17 protein-coding genes, 2 tRNA genes and 1 other RNA gene are annotated in these 13,700 nt (G+C 38.8%); 8 read left to right on the top strand and 12 right to left on the bottom strand.

The window, feature by feature from the left end:
* Nucleotides 1–87 precede the first annotated feature (87 nt).
* Entirely contained in the window at nucleotides 88–1,305 is a 1,218-nt protein-coding gene (locus IW510_RS20065; protein ID WP_202062737.1) for a pyridoxal phosphate-dependent aminotransferase, read from the bottom strand.
* A 157-nt stretch (nucleotides 1,306–1,462) separates the two neighbouring features.
* Entirely contained in the window at nucleotides 1,463–1,765 is a 303-nt protein-coding gene (locus tag IW510_RS20060; protein WP_202062735.1) for a hypothetical protein, read from the bottom strand.
* A 175-nt stretch (nucleotides 1,766–1,940) separates the two neighbouring features.
* On the opposite strand from IW510_RS20060, the gene IW510_RS20055 reads away from it, so the two are divergent.
* Nucleotides 1,941–2,384: a PH domain-containing protein gene (locus tag IW510_RS20055; protein ID WP_202062734.1), complete on the top strand. Its 444-nt coding sequence runs from the start codon at nucleotides 1,941–1,943 to the stop codon at nucleotides 2,382–2,384.
* A gap of 106 nt (nucleotides 2,385–2,490) precedes the next feature.
* On the opposite strand, the gene IW510_RS20050 is transcribed toward IW510_RS20055, so the two are convergent.
* Nucleotides 2,491–2,574, bottom strand: a tRNA-Leu gene (locus tag IW510_RS20050).
* Nucleotides 2,575–2,811: 237 nt separating this feature from the next.
* On the opposite strand from IW510_RS20050, the gene IW510_RS20045 reads away from it, so the two are divergent.
* Nucleotides 2,812–3,348, top strand: a complete 537-nt coding sequence (locus tag IW510_RS20045) for a GNAT family N-acetyltransferase (protein ID WP_202062732.1) — start codon at nucleotides 2,812–2,814, stop codon at nucleotides 3,346–3,348.
* Between the two features lie 55 nt (nucleotides 3,349–3,403).
* Nucleotides 3,404–3,823 (top strand): GNAT family N-acetyltransferase, encoded by a 420-nt coding sequence (locus tag IW510_RS20040; protein ID WP_202062730.1) that lies wholly within the window; start codon nucleotides 3,404–3,406, stop codon nucleotides 3,821–3,823.
* A 232-nt stretch (nucleotides 3,824–4,055) separates the two neighbouring features.
* Here IW510_RS20040 and IW510_RS20035 read toward each other — a convergent pair.
* The 6 genes from IW510_RS20035 to IW510_RS20010 form a co-directional block, all read right to left on the bottom strand.
* Nucleotides 4,056–4,139: transfer RNA gene (locus IW510_RS20035), tRNA-Leu, on the bottom strand.
* A 286-nt stretch (nucleotides 4,140–4,425) separates the two neighbouring features.
* Nucleotides 4,426–4,509: signal recognition particle sRNA small type (gene ffs / locus IW510_RS20030), an RNA gene on the bottom strand.
* A gap of 39 nt (nucleotides 4,510–4,548) precedes the next feature.
* Complete coding sequence (gene tadA, locus IW510_RS20025; protein WP_202062728.1) at nucleotides 4,549–5,061, bottom strand: tRNA adenosine(34) deaminase TadA; 513 nt, start codon at nucleotides 5,059–5,061, stop codon at nucleotides 4,549–4,551.
* A gap of 223 nt (nucleotides 5,062–5,284) precedes the next feature.
* Nucleotides 5,285–5,620 (bottom strand): hypothetical protein, encoded by a 336-nt coding sequence (locus IW510_RS20020; protein ID WP_202062726.1) that lies wholly within the window; start codon nucleotides 5,618–5,620, stop codon nucleotides 5,285–5,287.
* Nucleotides 5,621–5,700: 80 nt separating this feature from the next.
* Nucleotides 5,701–6,405 (bottom strand): zinc metallopeptidase, encoded by a 705-nt coding sequence (locus tag IW510_RS20015; RefSeq protein ID WP_202062724.1) that lies wholly within the window; start codon nucleotides 6,403–6,405, stop codon nucleotides 5,701–5,703.
* Between the two features lie 99 nt (nucleotides 6,406–6,504).
* The gene (locus IW510_RS20010; RefSeq protein WP_202062722.1) at nucleotides 6,505–6,825 is read right to left on the bottom strand and encodes an inorganic diphosphatase; all 321 of its coding nucleotides are present in this window, start codon (nucleotides 6,823–6,825) and stop codon (nucleotides 6,505–6,507) included.
* 120 nt (nucleotides 6,826–6,945) lie between these two features.
* Between IW510_RS20010 and IW510_RS20005 the strand changes: the two genes are divergently transcribed.
* The gene (locus IW510_RS20005) at nucleotides 6,946–7,317 is read left to right on the top strand and encodes a YxeA family protein (protein ID WP_202062720.1); all 372 of its coding nucleotides are present in this window, start codon (nucleotides 6,946–6,948) and stop codon (nucleotides 7,315–7,317) included.
* 45 nt (nucleotides 7,318–7,362) lie between these two features.
* Here IW510_RS20005 and IW510_RS20000 read toward each other — a convergent pair whose 3' ends face one another.
* Nucleotides 7,363–8,367, bottom strand: coding sequence for a nucleoid-associated protein (locus IW510_RS20000; RefSeq protein ID WP_202062718.1), 1,005 nt, complete (start codon nucleotides 8,365–8,367; stop codon nucleotides 7,363–7,365).
* 437 nt (nucleotides 8,368–8,804) lie between these two features.
* On the opposite strand from IW510_RS20000, the gene IW510_RS19995 reads away from it, so the two are divergent.
* Complete coding sequence (locus tag IW510_RS19995; protein WP_202062716.1) at nucleotides 8,805–10,148, top strand: TrkH family potassium uptake protein; 1,344 nt, start codon at nucleotides 8,805–8,807, stop codon at nucleotides 10,146–10,148.
* 103 nt (nucleotides 10,149–10,251) lie between these two features.
* Here the strand turns inward: IW510_RS19995 and IW510_RS19990 are convergent, their stop codons facing one another.
* Nucleotides 10,252–10,644, bottom strand: a complete 393-nt coding sequence (locus tag IW510_RS19990) for a hypothetical protein (RefSeq protein WP_202062714.1) — start codon at nucleotides 10,642–10,644, stop codon at nucleotides 10,252–10,254.
* A 227-nt stretch (nucleotides 10,645–10,871) separates the two neighbouring features.
* Here IW510_RS19990 and IW510_RS19985 point away from each other — a divergent pair, with 227 nt between their 5' ends.
* The 3 genes from IW510_RS19985 to IW510_RS19975 all read left to right on the top strand — a co-directional run bounded on the left by IW510_RS19985 (nucleotide 10,872) and on the right by IW510_RS19975 (nucleotide 12,368).
* Nucleotides 10,872–11,624 carry a class I SAM-dependent methyltransferase gene (locus IW510_RS19985; protein WP_202062712.1) on the top strand — a complete coding sequence of 251 codons (753 nt, stop codon included), beginning with the start codon at nucleotides 10,872–10,874 and terminating at the stop codon, nucleotides 11,622–11,624.
* 231 nt (nucleotides 11,625–11,855) lie between these two features.
* On the top strand, nucleotides 11,856–12,035 hold the full coding sequence (locus IW510_RS19980) for a hypothetical protein (protein WP_202062710.1): 180 nt from the start codon (nucleotides 11,856–11,858) through the stop codon (nucleotides 12,033–12,035).
* A gap of 15 nt (nucleotides 12,036–12,050) precedes the next feature.
* Entirely contained in the window at nucleotides 12,051–12,368 is a 318-nt protein-coding gene (locus IW510_RS19975) for a hypothetical protein (RefSeq protein ID WP_202062708.1), read from the top strand.
* Nucleotides 12,369–12,420: 52 nt separating this feature from the next.
* Here the strand turns inward: IW510_RS19975 and IW510_RS19970 are convergent, their stop codons facing one another.
* Nucleotides 12,421–13,563: a glycoside hydrolase family 88/105 protein gene (locus IW510_RS19970; protein ID WP_202062706.1), complete on the bottom strand. Its 1,143-nt coding sequence runs from the start codon at nucleotides 13,561–13,563 to the stop codon at nucleotides 12,421–12,423.
* Nucleotides 13,564–13,700: the final 137 nt, after the last annotated feature.

Genomic DNA, 13,700 nt, shown 5'->3' with positions numbered 1-13,700 from the left:
AATTGAATAAAAAACACGATTACAGCCTTTCCCGCCTGTTTCATAAGAAAAAGGATTAGGATAATTCTTCCCTAATCCTTTTCTAAGCTATCTCTGTTTATATGTGCTTAAGAACTCTTCCATCTTTTCGGCTGTGTATTTCAAATCATCTAGCTTCGGTAAGTAGACGATTCTAAAATGATCCGGCTGATGCCAGTTGAATCCACCACCGTGAACGAGAAGAATATGGTGCTTATGAAGAAAATCCAACACAAATTTTTCATCATCATAAATATTGAAACGAGCCGTGTCGATTTTAGGGAATATATAGAAGGCTGCTTTAGGCTTTACTACAGAAAGCCCGGGAATTGCACTGATTGCATTATAAATATATTCACGTTGCTCATAAATACGTCCCCCCGGCAATAGCAGCTCATCTACGCTCTGATAGCCACCTAGGGCAGTCTGGATAATTTGCTGCGACAATACATTGGAACACAATCTCATGGAAGACAGCATGTTCAGACCTTCAATATAGCCTTGTACACGCGATTTATCTCCACTTAAAACCATCCAACCACAGCGGAAGCCGGCAACACGATGAGATTTAGATAAACCGTTCAAAGTTACTACAAACAAATCTGGTGCCAAAGTTGCGATTGGAATATGCGTTAAGCCATCCATAACCAATCTATCATAAATTTCATCAGAATAAATAATCAAGTCATTTTCACGTGCAACCTTTACAATCTCCTCTAGAAGCTCTTTAGGATAAAGTGCACCTGTCGGATTGTTCGGGTTGATAATAACAATTGCCTTTGTATTTGGAGTCACCTTTGACTTAATATCATCAATATCCGGATACCATTCCGCTTGCTCGTCACAAATGTAATGTACAGGCGTTCCTCCTGCCAAAGAAACAGATGCAGTCCACAAAGGATAGTCCGGCATTGGTACCAATACCTCATCGCCTGTATCAAGCAAGCCCTGCATACACATTGTAATCAGCTCACTAACACCGTTTCCTGTATAAATATCATTGATTGTTACATTTGGAAACTGCTTTAATTGACAATACTGTTCAATCGCTTTTCTCGCAGAAAAAATCCCTTTTGAATCGGAATAACCTTCTGAGTTACGCACATTGGTAATCATATCTCTTACAACTTCATTTGGTGCATCAAAACCAAATGGGGCGGGATTTCCAGTATTTAGCTTTAAGATATTAATGCCTTCTTCCTGCATTCGGTCAGCTTCTTCTAAAACAGGGCCGCGAACATCATAGCTTACATTGTCAAGTTTTTTTGATTTTTCAAAATTTCTCATACTGAATCCCTCATTTACAAAATTTATACTTTTTAAGTTACGCCAGTGTAGAAAAAAATGCAATGATAATTTTCAGAATTTACAAATTTTTTATTCAAACGCGAAAAATAACAGGCGTTCTCTCTTTTATTTACCAATATTCCTACGAAACAGCACTTCAGCTGTGCAGTAATCCTGTTTCAATTTTGACAACTTTCTTAAAAAATGGTTTTCCTCTTATACAAAAGCCAAGCAGCAGTAATTGCCCGCACTCTTTACATCTGAAATAATGAGTGACTGTGTATTGTGTTTCCGCTTGAAGAATCGCCTCGGATTCTTCCAAAGGACAATTTCCATCCAAATACACCAAATTTCCCGCTGCAATTTCTGCCCGACAAGTTGTTAAAACATTCGTCTCAGGCAATTGATCCGTTCCGGAAAACAAAGGTAGTTCTTTACAATACTGACATTCTTTAGGCATATATACTTCCTCCTTAGATGTAGCTTTTACTCAACTATCCCCCATGATATAGTAAAAGAGAGAAAAATGCTCTACTCATTCTTTCTGCTATGTGCTTTAATAGATATAGTATCTTTGAACAAAGAATTTGTTCAAGTATGCTCGTTTAACTATATTATAGGAGTGAAGAATAAAAATGGCAAAATTTGGTTTTGGTAATATTGTTCAAGGCGCACTAGGAAATTATTCCGAAAAAACGCCAAAAGAATTACTAAGTGAATATCAAGGGTACTTATTCGATGGCGAAGAGATTTTAATGGGTTACCAACTGGTTCGTGACGCGTTAGTCTTTACAAACTACAGAATTTTGTTTGTTGATAAGCAGGGAGCAACAGGTAGAAAGACTTCCTTTAAGTCCATTCATATGGACTCAATCATTGATGTTGAGATGGAAACTGCCGGATTTGGTATCGATGACAGCGAAATCGTGATTACTTATCTAACAAATGTAAATCAACGGTCAAATGATGAAACCCATGCTCGAAATAAATTTGAATTTCCTAAAAAAACAGATATCCTGCCTCTATACCAGCATCTAGGTAATATCAGTATGCAAAATAGAGAGCGAATCAATCGCTGACTCTGATTATTAAGATAAAAAGCCGATTTCCCAGATAGGAAATCGGCTTATTTACATAAAATTGGGCAATAAAAAAAACAGAACAACAGGGTTCTGTTTCAACAAATGCGGTCAAGAAGACTCGAACTTCCACGGTATTTCTACCACTAGCGCCTGAAGCTAGCGCGTCTGCCAATTCCGCCATGACCGCAAAATGGCAATGCCCATCGACAACTTGTCGACCTATTCATAATAAAGTTTTCGCCAAAATTTGTCAACCCATAACTCAGATAAAAAAACAATTATTTTTTTATTCAGAATACCGTCCTGCCTCTCCAGAACGCCTCTCGCAAAATCGGCAATCCCTCCAGATATATCGCTAATTGCTGTCTCTCAGCGCCTATGATAAAATGCAAAAATAGAATCATTTTATGTAGGAGGCGAAAATATGGAACTCAAACTCGAAACACCGCGTCTGCAGTTATTCCCTTGGACAGAAGAGCATCGTTCTGATTTAAAGGATTTCCTTCAGGATGCTGAGGTCATGTATGCTTATGAGCATGCATTTTCAGATGAAGAGGTTGAAAACTGGTTAAATTGGAATATAGACAACTATCAGAACTACGGCTATGGTTTATGGGGAATTAAGGATACCGAGTTGAATGTCATTGTAGGTGAATGCGGTTTGACCCGGCAGCAGGTCGATGGTATAGATTATCTTGAAATCGGCTACCACCTCAAAAAGAAGTATTGGCATAAAGGCTATGCAATAGAAGCTGCTGAGCTGTGCAAAAAATATGCTTTCGAGCAGACAGACACTCCAGCTGTTGTCTCTATTATAAGGGATACCAACCTTTCATCAATGAAGGTAGCGATTCGAAACGGGATGCTTCCTGAAAAACGTTTTGTTAAACACTATCAAGGAATCGACATGCCCCATTACTTATTTGCAATTAATCGAAAAGATTATGAGCGTATGAAATGAAGCCCCTCTGCTAGATTCATTTATAATCATTTGTACGAACAATAAGGAGTAACTTATGAAAATTGAAGTGTTAAAAAAATCAGATATCATCCAGTACAAAGCTTTAATTGATAACTGTTTTGGTCATAGTAACGATATTGATTTGTATAATAAGTATGAGCAAAACACTGCCTACACCATTTTTGTTGCTAAAGACCAAGGAGAAATTATCGGAAGTGTCACGCAATATGCAATTGATTTATTTACGTTTTCTTTTCAGCCATGTCTGATGCTTTTCAATGTTGCCGTGAAGCAAGAGTTCCGGAGACAGAATGTGGCGCAGGTGCTTCTACGCGAAGTTATTAGCAACGCTAGAAAACAAGGCTACCAATCAATAAGCTTAACCTGCTTAGATAATGCTCATGCTGCCCATCATCTTTATGAAAGTCTGGGATTTGAAAAAAATAATAGTGTTAAGTACTCTATGGATTTATAGCAACAAAATCTTGCCGTGCTTAAATTTTAATCTTCAAAAAGCAGCTGCTGCTTCATTAACACTGTACCGACGTATCTTTTTACGAAGGAAATAAATAGCTGGATTCAAAAAGAGGTATTGCTACCAACATCTTCTACTCCATCACACTATTTCAAAAACAAAAAAAACTGGTATTCCTCATCAAATAACTAAACATTGATAAGAAATACCAGATAAAATTGAATTACTATGATGCGGCCAAGAAGACTCGAACTTCCACGGGAGATCCTCCCACCAGCCCCTCAAGCTGGCGCGTCTGCCATTCCGCCATGACCGCCTAGTTGAATACTTCAAAAACAACTGATGTCAGAAGTACAATACTCTTGTAATCTTAAAATAACCCGCTGAGATTGTCAATAAAAATCTAACGTTTAAAATGAAAGAAGAAGCTCTTTGAAGAATTATAGACATAACTTTTCTTACCAGCTATCGTTTTCTCATCGAAGGAACAAAAAAGCTTAATTAGTAAAGAAAAAATCAGTCAACTAACGTTAACTGATTTTTTTGTTGTCCACTTATTTTTAGACAAAATAAAAAGGGCTTAAGCCCAGTCTCATCAATCTTATATTCAGACACATGGTGGCACCTGCTTAGTGCTGCTTCCTTCCAGATCTGACACGCTTCACTGGCCCACCATTGTCCTGCCTTTCGGCATTTATTAGTATACCTCATTTTATTTTTTTTGGCTAGTCTTTCTTTTGCTTTTTTAATTCTTTCTTTTTTTCACGTAGTCCTCTGAAAAAATTCGTCAGCATCTGCCCACAAATATCACCAAGAACACCGCTCTCCACATAAGCTGTGTGGTTGAACCGCTCATCATCTAATAGATTCATCAAGGTTCCAGCAGTCCCACCTTTAGGATCAGGTGCACCATAGTATATTTCATCCACTCTTGAAAGCAGCAACGCACCGCTGCACATTGGACATGGTTCAAGCGTCACAAACAGCTGAGCACCTTCCAATCGCCAGCTCCCCATTCGTTTACAGGCCTCCTCAATTGCAAACATTTCAGCATGTGATGCCGCCTGCTGAGTGTGTTCACGAAGATTGTAGCCTCGACCAATAATTTCTCCATCCAATACGACAACCGCCCCAATAGGCACTTCCTCGATCGCTTCTGCCTTCTCAGCCAAAAGAATCGCTTCTCGCATATACTTTTCTTTCTCCTCCAACGTCAAACAGGAAATTGGCTCCTTCATCTTCTCTTCCTCCGAAAAATTACTTTGATTCCTTTTATTATACTGATTGCATAAAACACTGTCTATTGTTCTGATAAATAAACTATTGGAAGTCGAAGCGTTGAACCCACTTTGCGCAATCAAAAAGCCTGAGACTTCTTATCCTGTCCCAGACTTTTGATGTAGCTAATTCCGAATAAGCAGTGAGACAAAAACGATTAGCTTCTGTCTCAGCCTCTTACATTTACACTAATTCTTCAATAAAGCTCAAAAAACGTTCTTTTACGCTATCTGCGTTATCCTTTACTTTATCACTATAATCCGTAGCTTTTTCACGTCCCTCTTTGACTTTATCCAATAAGTTTAAAACTGAATCCAGCTCATTATCAGATAGATGATCAACGACCTCCATAATTTTATCGTTGCCGCCAAATTTGTCATGGACGATTTTTTTCGCTTTGCAGCGATTTGATACATGTGAAATCTTCTTAACTATTTTTTCTGAAGCAGTTACCGCGACCACTACTCCTGCAACTGCAGCAATACTCAATCCAACTGTAATTTTTGTCGATGTTTTCATCCTACGCCACTCCCTACTATTTAGTTATTATTATCATATCACAAAGGTTTGAGACAACCCAATGATTCAACTGAAAAACACTAATCTCTTCTGTTGTTACCGCCAAAAAGAAGAATCAGACGAAGCAACTGAAGAAATGTGGACAATGCTGCAGCCACATAAGTCAACGCAGCAGCAAATAATACTTTCCTAGCCATCGGCAGTTCTTCTGCTGTCAATAAATCGCCTTCACCTAATATTTTCAAGGCTCTTCTTGATGCATTAAATTCCACCGGCAAAGTAACCAGTTGAAATAATAATGCCAGTGAAAAAGCTAAAATACCAATGTTAATCAAGGTTTGATTCCAGCTCAGCAATACGCCAATCATAATCATTGGAAAAGAAAGCATCGAACCAAAATTGGCAACTGGAACGATTGCTGCTCTGAGCTTTAAAGGGATATAACTTTTGTGGTCCTGAACAGCATGACCACACTCATGGGCTGCCACACCAATTGCTGCAACAGACGTTGAACGCGCAGTAGCCTCAGACAAGCTCAGAGTCTTGTTTCCAGAATTATAGTTATCTGTTAAATGACCGGAAATTGGCTGAACCCCTACATCTCGAATATCCTCAGAACGAAGAATAAATTGAGCAGCCTGTGTACCGGTAACACTGTTTCTACTTTTCACCTGATCATATTTTTTAAAGGTGCTGTTGACGTAGGCTGATGCCGCCATGGAAATAACCAGCCCAATGATAACCAGCAGATATGTCGGATCTAAAAATCCGTATAATGGTAGCATAATCACATTCCTCCTATCTTTGACCTTATTTTACCATGAGATTGTAAAAAATGGATTTTTCAGCCTCTATCTTTAGCCAAAAATAAGTTTTTGTCTTATTCAATCCTCTAATAACTCAATAGATGAGTCAAAATACTGTTCAATAAAACGAACAGCCTCTTCTATCTGGGCGACAGAAAAACGAAGATGTTTCGGTACAGCTACCCACTTCTCTTCCACATCATCTGCTCGATGAATGACTGCTATCAGCTCTCCTTCGAATACTTCTAGCGGCTTAGTCACGCCCAAAATATAGACGTCCTGCTCTTCGCCATCTCCCCCCATGACACCAGGAACATATCCATAATTGATTGGATAGATATTTCCATAGCTATCTTTATAGCCAATCGGGCGATCAATCGTTACTTGAATCCATTTCAATCCGGCTCACTTCCTCTCTATTCCATTAGTTACAGACTAACAAAATTGTCACTCTTTAGAAAGGCATTTCGATGGCGAAAAAAAGAAAAAGTAGCGATAATAGGCGATGAGGTGAGGATAATGAAAAAAATGATTGCATTACTTGTCGGATTTCTTCTATTATCAGGCGGTGCTTGGTATGCCTATGATTACTACTATGGTGGAAACGACTACTATACAGAGATTACTGCAACAGGAGATGTTTCACAGGAGACTGATTCCAAAGGACAAAGCTTTACAGTCTATCACTATACCCAAGTAGCTTTTGATAAAGATGGCAAAGAAACAACGCAAAAAATGAACGAATCCAGAGATAAGCCTTTACGAATTGGTGCTTTTCTTAAATTGAAAGTGAATGAACGAAAAGGAATCATCAGCTGGGAAGAAGTAAAACAAAACGAAGTCCCAGACAAAGCACTTGAGAAAATCAACGCAGCTTCGACAAATGAATAAACTCTATAAAAACAGGATGCAGCCAAAGCCGCACCCTGTTTTATATTATAGCTGGTTACTGATTTTTTCAATATTCTTCAACGTAATTGAAACAGTACCATCCGGATTATTCTCAAATTCGATGAAGTCACTGTTTCTATAGACTTCAAGTGGTACAATCAGCTCGATACCGTTATCCATTTTCAGCTTTTGCTTTCCAAATTTCTTCTCTGAAATTTCTCTCGCTTCCCGAACTGGCGGTGTCTTATCTACAAACTTCGACTCATTGACCTCTTCCTGATAGGCCATCCGAGCAGAAATATTCTCTTTAAACACCTGTTCAGCGATTTGCTGGTTATCAATCGTTCCAGTTTCTTCAATACTTTCATAAACAGCTTCTTTAACTGAAGCAATCAGCTCAAATTCATCTTCATCAAATTTTTTACCAATCCGTTTTACGGCCTTCTTAATCTCTCTGACATTTTCCTCAAGAGATGGTGCCGGTTGAGATTGGATAACTTTTTCTGAAAAATACCAAAGCTTCTCCCCTGAAAACTCATAACGCTTTTCCAAAAGCTCATAGCTTAAGGCATCCAGATTTACAACCAAACCTTCGTCAGGCTTCTGCGTTTTGGATGGTAAGATTGCTCGATTGATAATCAGCTTATTGTATACAGCTTCATTTTCATAATCGACAAAATGTGTATAGTTTTCTTTATAGTTCAGCTTCAGCAAAGCCAAATGAAGAATGGTGTCCTCTTCATACAAAACAACCAGTAAATCGGCACTCGGTCCATCTTCACTTCCTGAATAAATATCATACCAGTATTGTACCAGCTGTTGGCTTTTCGGAATAAAATCTGATGCAATTCCAGACATTTTTTCTACAAATTCACTCTCTTGTACTAAAACACCGGTTTTCGTCTGTGCAGTTGAAAGCTTATTGATTTTGTTCGTCAAATATATTCGAATATATTCTGTTGTTAAATCCAACTCATGCTCTGAAAATACAGGCGTCCCTGTCTCTCGATCAATAATATGCATGACTGCTTTTTTTAAATAAATATCCATCTGTCAATCTCCTTCTTTTAACTGGTCAGCCGATTGCTCTTTCAATAATAAATAGCACCCATTTTCTGCAATTCAATAGAATATTGCAATCGGCGGTTTTCCCTTCGCTATCGGCTTATTCGCATAAAAAATGCAATCTAGCCAACTTCGCTGCATCAGGGCTTCTCTTTCAGTCAAACCTTATTTAGTCTACAGGAAATCCCTCAAAAAATCAAAGCATTATTCTGTAAACAGGTGCAAACTGAATGCTGGAAAAAGACACTCACTCCCCGTTTCCTTACTCGAATGATGAACAATGAGTTGAAGGAAAACAGACTATGCAACTGAAGCAACGATAAAAACCAAGACTGACACTTAGGATTTTGCTGGATTTTTTATGGGAAAATGATACACTGAAAGAAATTCATTTTACTAAATTAAAGGAAAACATTAAACTTATGAAATTAAAAAAACATTTATCCGCCGTACAGGTGCTCGCATTAGGCTTTCTCCTACTTATCTTCATTGGCGGCAGCTTGCTTTCATTGCCGTTCTTTTCAAAAAGCGGTGAAGCGACACCTTTTATTGATTCCCTTTTCACAGCTACCTCTGCGGTGTGTGTTACCGGACTAACTACACTAAATACTGCCATGCATTGGAATCCAGCGGGACAGCTACTGATTATGATTCTAATTGAACTAGGCGGATTGGGCTTCATGACGTTGCCTGTCATTCTCTATTTCGTCATGCGGAAAAAAATTACCTTAAGTACGAGGATGCTCTTGAGAGAAGCGTTGAACTTGGACGATATGTCCGGTGCGTTTCGTCTAATGATATATATTATCAAGCTGGCTTTGGCTATTCAGCTGCTTGGAGCGATTTTACTTTCCTTTCAGTTCATTCCTGAGTTTGGTTGGAAAAAAGGGATATTCTTCGGCCTATTTCATTCAATCTCAAGCTTTTGTAATGCCGGATTCGATCTTTTAGGCGATAGCCTAACACCCTATCAAACCAACCCGTATGTCCTGATTGTTATTGGGCTACTCATTATTTCAGGTGGATTGGGCTTCATCGTTTGGCAGGATATTCTACTATTTAAGAAAAGAAAGAAATTCTCATTGCATACGAAGCTTGCTTTAACCACTACATTTTTACTATTAGTTGGCGGCTTCATCATCTTTTATTTTACAGAAAGAAATGCAAGTAATCTTACGGAGCAGACTAACTTTTTAGAACGATTGGCAAATACCTTTTTCATGTCGGTTACGCCTCGAACAGCCGGCTATTACTCTATCAATTATTTAGATATGACGAATGCCGGATTAATCACGACAATGTTCCTGATGTATATTGGTGGAACATCGGGTTCAACCGCCGGCGGTCTTAAAACAACCACCTTTGCTGTTCTGGTGATTCAAATCATTTCAATTTTCAAAGGAAGACAACGCGCTGAGTTTCGAGAACGAACTATTCCAAGTGCTACTGTTTTTCGAGCATTGACTCTGTTTTTCATCACACTATCTCTATGTGTAGTTTCCATCATGGTTCTCTCTGTAACGGAAAATATTCCAGAATTTGCCGGAATAGAATATATTGCATTTGAGGTATTCTCAGCTTTTGGTACCGTCGGACTAACAATGGGGCTGACACCAGATTTAACAATAGCAGGAAAGATTATTATCATGCTGCTAATGTATATTGGTCGTGTAGGTATCTTTACCGTAGGCTTCTCATTGCTGACTAAAGGAGCCAAGCCGGCAGCTAAGTTTAAGTACCCTGATGAAACAATTATGATTGGTTAATATAATGATCATCTCATACTAAAAAAACATTCGATTGCTTTCTCTCTCAGGAGGAAGACAACCGAATGTTTTTTGCTCTTATTTCAAAACAGAATCAGCCATGCTAGTCTATAGTAAAAACCTTGCTGAGCTTTTCTTTTCTCTTAGCTATGACAGCATTGATTTCTTCTGCCGGCACACCCATCCTTTGCAGCAAACCCCTGCACATTTCTGTTGGTTTTCTTTGCAAGGATGTCATATATGCTTCTTTCATTTTTTCCTTAGCAAATTGCTCCAAAAACACTTGAAATTCAGCAAACCAATCAATGTTCGCGGTTGTTTGTCTTTCAATACCTTGTAGTATTGGTTCAATTGCTGCCTCCGGATAGTTAAATCCGCTAAAAATCTTTACTATGTCATAGGCATAATCTTGATAAGACTCGGACCAAGATAGGCTTGAGTCAAAATGATTATCCAGCTCATTCATCAACATATGAGCATAAGTAACTTCATTCATATTTCCCTCCTGAATATCCTTTTATATTCTCTAGTATACTTGATGCGCCCAAAAGAATATATCCTAAATCCAAACTATTTCCCCTTGCTCTTCTCTGACGTTTCCTTTATTTTGTGTTACTATAAAGTTATCAAATTGGAAATGCAGGTGATGAGATGATTGCCCACAAAAGAGATTATCTCCATGTGAATAAAAAATAAAAATACATTTACATGGAGGAAAACAACATGAAAGAAAACAATTATGATAACCAGACTTTTTTTGAAAAATACAGCCAAATGGAACGCTCACAAAAAGGACTTGAGGGAGCGGGAGAATGGCAGACACTCAAACAATTACTGCCGGACTTTACAGGTAAATCTGTATTGGACCTTGGGTGCGGTTACGGCTGGCATTGTATTTATGCTGCCGAACAGGGTGCATCTTCCGTTATAGGTGTGGATCTTTCGGCGAAGATGCTTGAGGTAGCCAGAGAAAAAACACAGGAGCCTCAAGTATCTTATATTCAAGGGAGTATCGAAGATATTGACTTCCCTGAGAACAGCTTCGATATCGTTATAAGCTCTCTTGCATTGCACTATGTGCCTTCGTTTGAGGTAGTTGCAGCACATGTCCGTAAATTTCTAAAACCTAAAGGTGTGTTCATTTTTTCTGTTGAACACCCGGTTTTTACTGCCGAAGGGAAGCAGCAATGGGTGTATGCTGAGGATGGAAGTATTCGTCATTTTCCAGTGGATAACTATTTCTATGAAGGGAAGCGAACAGCAGAATTTCTCGGCGAAGAAGTTACGAAATATCATAAAACATTAACAACCTATCTCGACGGTTTATTAACAAATGGTTTTCAAATTCAGCGAGTCGTTGAACCGATGCCTCCTGAAAGCTTGATGACTATTCCCGGTATGAAGGATGAAATGCGTCGACCAATGATGCTGATTGTCTCAGCCGAAGCAATAGAACCAACAAATCATACCAAATAGCATTTAAGCTAAAAGAAGAACAGATTGTCCGGCGAAGTCTTTTGCCGATAATCTGTTCTTTTTATGCTGGTTTTCAGTGCAGTTAAGAAATACGATTAATAATTCTCGCTTATCGACTCTATTCTTTAGAGTTAATAGGAGTATTTTTCATTAGATAAAAAGAACCACCCTGTATAGCCAATTATCGAATCTTATGTATATAATAATAGAAAAAGGAATCGAGGGGTTATTGTGGATCAGATTTATATTATTGCAAGCTTTATCAGTTTTTTTGGTGCCATTCTTTTAGTCATTGGTTTTGCCAAGCAGTTTAAGGAGCTCACACTTATCCAAAAATCAGCAATCATTTTAGTCTTTATCGGCACCTTAGTACCAATGGTGGTTGGTACGATTCAAGGTTTTCTTTCGTAAAAAGGGGCTGAAAAAATGGTAAACGAACAGACATTGCTTGATTTAGCCGTCCTCTTAAAAGAGTTATATTCTTTGACCAAGCGCTATGGAGCTGCTACCTGTAACTTCAGACAAGTAGAAAACATTCTCGCAATCATTTATGAAGAAGGAAATCCCAAGCAATACTCAGAGCTGTACCATTGTCTCAAGGGACTTTACTTTGCCAAGGCTGGTTTAAGCGAATTCTATGTTTCTCCTACACAAAGTGATGATTGGCGAGCAATTAACCAGCGTCTTTCTGAAATTAAGAATGAAACAGCCTATTATGAGCAGCTATTTGAAAAGTATCACTAAAAACTGCAAGACACCACCTGAGAGTAACAGCTTTCAAGTGGTGTCTTGTAGTTTATTCTTTGTGCTGTATCAGTTCTGCATAGGCAAAGACCAATGGTGCAATCCCCTTGGCATCGTTCGTTACAATCGGTTCAGAGATATAATACTCATAGCTGCCATCCCGCACCTTATAACTGCCATGCCCCGGCATACCGCCCAGTCCTGCAACCAGACAGATATCCTTCAGCACATACTCGCCATCTGTTTTCACCAGCTTGTGCTTCACAACAGATTGCAGAATCTCTGCTCCTTTTTCAAAATGGCCTTCTGAAAGATACCCTAACCTTGCCCCCTTCATCAAGGCATAAGCAATTGCACAGGTTCCACTCGTCTCCAGATAGTTGCCTTCACGGGCGCCCTGATCTGTGACCTGATAAAACATCATCGTTTTTGGATCAGCAAAATTCAATAATGTGTCCAGCAATTCTTTCAACTGTTCGATTAGCATACGTTTTTCTTCTTGGTGTGTCTCGTCAAAAAACTCAATCGTGTCCACTAACGCCATAGCATACCAGCCGTGGGAACGTGTCCAAAAGTTTTGGCTGCAGCCAGTGTCGGCATTTGCCCAAAAAGCCGTCTTCGTTTCATCAACGCCATGATATAGCAACCCTGTTTTAGGGTCCCGCATCAACTGATAAGAATTTTGAAACTGCCGAAAGATATCCGATTGATTTTTACCTTGATTGAACAAGATATCATATTGGACATAGAAAGGCTGAACCATGTATAATCCATCCAACCAAATTTGATTTGGGTAAATTTCTTTATGCCAGAAATTTCCTTTAGGGGTTCGCGGCTGTTCCAACAGCTGTGCATAGAGATTTTTCAATGCCTTCTCATATTTTTCCTTTGAGGTAGCCCTTAAAAGCGGATAAAGAACCTTCCCTTCGTTAATGTTGTCGCAGTTATGCTCCGCTATGTCAAACCCCAAAATATTTCCTTCCTCATCGATATAATAATCAATAAACGTATCTAGGAAGGTTAGATAGTCCTGATTACCTGTCGCTTCGTACATTTTTAGCATGGCCATCGTCATACAGCCATCAATATAACTCCACTTCGGCGAACTGCCTAGCGTTACCTCTTTATTCCAAGGTGGTCTTTCCGGTGTAGTATTCTTCAATATCTCATCAAAAAAGAGTTTTATCTGTTCCATGCTTTCCCTCACTTCTCCTTTTCCGCTATCCAAACAAAATCAATCGCTTTCATTCTTCATTAACAGGATAGGTTTACTAAATAGATTATAACAAGGAACACGTGTGCATTCAATCTATACTTGATTTTATTGTCACT

This window comes from Enterococcus sp. BWR-S5, assembly GCF_016745255.1.
GTDB lineage: Bacteria > Bacillota > Bacilli > Lactobacillales > Enterococcaceae > Enterococcus_L.
Note: the sequence above shows the minus strand (reverse complement) of the source record. Positions and strands in the feature narration are given on the sequence as shown.

Excerpts from the sequence above, each read along its gene's own strand:
- IW510_RS20065 (WP_202062737.1), bottom strand. The coding sequence starts at position 1,305 with ATGAGAAATTTTGAAAAATCAAAAAAACTTGACAATGTAAGCTATGAT.
- IW510_RS20060 (WP_202062735.1), bottom strand. The coding sequence starts at position 1,765 with ATGCCTAAAGAATGTCAGTATTGTAAAGAACTACCTTTGTTTTCCGGA.
- IW510_RS20055 (WP_202062734.1), top strand. The coding sequence starts at position 1,941 with ATGGCAAAATTTGGTTTTGGTAATATTGTTCAAGGCGCACTAGGAAAT.
- IW510_RS20045 (WP_202062732.1), top strand. The coding sequence starts at position 2,812 with ATGGAACTCAAACTCGAAACACCGCGTCTGCAGTTATTCCCTTGGACA.
- IW510_RS20040 (WP_202062730.1), top strand. The coding sequence starts at position 3,404 with ATGAAAATTGAAGTGTTAAAAAAATCAGATATCATCCAGTACAAAGCT.
- tadA (WP_202062728.1), bottom strand. The coding sequence starts at position 5,061 with ATGAAGGAGCCAATTTCCTGTTTGACGTTGGAGGAGAAAGAAAAGTAT.
- IW510_RS20020 (WP_202062726.1), bottom strand. The coding sequence starts at position 5,620 with ATGAAAACATCGACAAAAATTACAGTTGGATTGAGTATTGCTGCAGTT.
- IW510_RS20015 (WP_202062724.1), bottom strand. The coding sequence starts at position 6,405 with ATGCTACCATTATACGGATTTTTAGATCCGACATATCTGCTGGTTATC.
- IW510_RS20005 (WP_202062720.1), top strand. The coding sequence starts at position 6,946 with ATGAAAAAAATGATTGCATTACTTGTCGGATTTCTTCTATTATCAGGC.
- IW510_RS20000 (WP_202062718.1), bottom strand. The coding sequence starts at position 8,367 with ATGGATATTTATTTAAAAAAAGCAGTCATGCATATTATTGATCGAGAG.
- IW510_RS19995 (WP_202062716.1), top strand. The coding sequence starts at position 8,805 with ATGAAATTAAAAAAACATTTATCCGCCGTACAGGTGCTCGCATTAGGC.
- IW510_RS19990 (WP_202062714.1), bottom strand. The coding sequence starts at position 10,644 with ATGAATGAAGTTACTTATGCTCATATGTTGATGAATGAGCTGGATAAT.
- IW510_RS19985 (WP_202062712.1), top strand. The coding sequence starts at position 10,872 with ATGAAAGAAAACAATTATGATAACCAGACTTTTTTTGAAAAATACAGC.
- IW510_RS19975 (WP_202062708.1), top strand. The coding sequence starts at position 12,051 with ATGGTAAACGAACAGACATTGCTTGATTTAGCCGTCCTCTTAAAAGAG.
- IW510_RS19970 (WP_202062706.1), bottom strand. The coding sequence starts at position 13,563 with ATGGAACAGATAAAACTCTTTTTTGATGAGATATTGAAGAATACTACA.